Genomic DNA, 1,135 nt, shown 5'->3' with positions numbered 1-1,135 from the left:
CAAATGTACATTAACAGTATTATCTTACTTCTTTTTCCACTTTGTTGATAATTTTCAGGAGAGAAAATCCCATGGCACCTTACCATCAGCAACCAGCAAACCATCTCAGGCAGGAAAGCTCCGGCCTTATCCACCTTTCCCGGGACGGCTATATCCGTCTGGCATACCAGACATTCCGGAAATTCGAAATGACCTGTCTCTACTCCGGCCTGGACGATAACCGACCGGTTACCAGCGGACTTGGCGCAAGCGCCACCTCCATTACCGGCTTCACCGAATGGGTCAGCCACGGCATCCCGGCCATCACCATCGGCTGGGACTGGAAACTGGCCGGAACGGACGGAAAACCCTGTCTGCTCCAGACCGGCATACCCGGCAGAAACCTCATGTTTATTGACCAGCACGGCCAGGATCTCGGGACAGAACAAACCACTACAATCCTAATAGACTGGCTCAAAACCTTCGACTGGCAAACCGAAATCATGAGCAATCTAAGATATTGATTATATTGAAACCTGTCAAGATTGACAGTTGTTGGAAGCGTTCCTGGAAGATTTAATCCCCCCATCAAACCAATCGTTTTCAGGGGGATCATGAACATAATTTCAGGTACAGCGGATAGCCTGCAGGGGATATACCGGGAGCAGGCGGCATACCGCCAAAAAGTATTTATCGAGAACCTGGGCTGGGACCTGCATGCACCGGACGGACTGGAAAAAGACCAGTTTGACCGGCCGGACACCTACTACGTAGTTGCACGAAATGAAGACGGAGCGGTATGCGGCTGTGCGCGGATGCTCCCGACCACCCATCCTTACCTGCTCTCCGAAGTCTTCCCTCAACTCATGAACGGCGCCATTCCACCCAGCTCCCCCGAGATATGGGAGCTGTCCCGATTTGCGGCTGTTGACCTGAATTCCGCTGACCCTTCACCGCTCCGGCAGATGTCGTCGGAGGTTGCGATCAGCCTTCTCCAGGCAGCCATTGATTTTGCGGCGCAACACGGAGTGAAGCGCCTGATTACCGTCTCTCCACTGGGCATAGAGCGGCTGCTGAGGAATGCCGGATTCAGGTCACACCGTGCCGGACCTCCGATGCGGATTGATGGCCACCTGATCTTTGCTTCCTGGATCGA

2 protein-coding genes are annotated in these 1,135 nt (G+C 53.5%); both read left to right on the top strand.

Features of this window, described 5'->3' with window-relative positions:
* The first annotated feature begins 71 nt into the window (after positions 1 to 71).
* Positions 72 to 503 carry a DUF4902 domain-containing protein gene (locus KJA68_RS06090; protein WP_213036054.1) on the top strand — a complete coding sequence of 144 codons (432 nt, stop codon included), beginning with the start codon at positions 72 to 74 and terminating at the stop codon, positions 501 to 503.
* 90 nt (positions 504 to 593) lie between these two features.
* Positions 594 to 1,135 (top strand): acyl-homoserine-lactone synthase (locus KJA68_RS06085; protein WP_213036053.1); only part of this gene is annotated, 542 nt, incomplete at its 3' end.

It is taken from the genome of Candidatus Nitrotoga fabula (genome assembly GCF_905221025.1).
Classification (GTDB): Bacteria; Pseudomonadota; Gammaproteobacteria; order Burkholderiales; family Gallionellaceae; genus Nitrotoga; species Nitrotoga fabula.
The sequence above is the reverse complement of the archived record's forward strand: the minus strand, read 5'-3'. Positions and strand labels throughout refer to the sequence as shown.

Coding starts and splice junctions, on each gene's coding strand:
- KJA68_RS06090 (WP_213036054.1), top strand. CDS start 72: ATGGCACCTTACCATCAGCAACCAGCAAACCATCTCAGGCAGGAAAGC.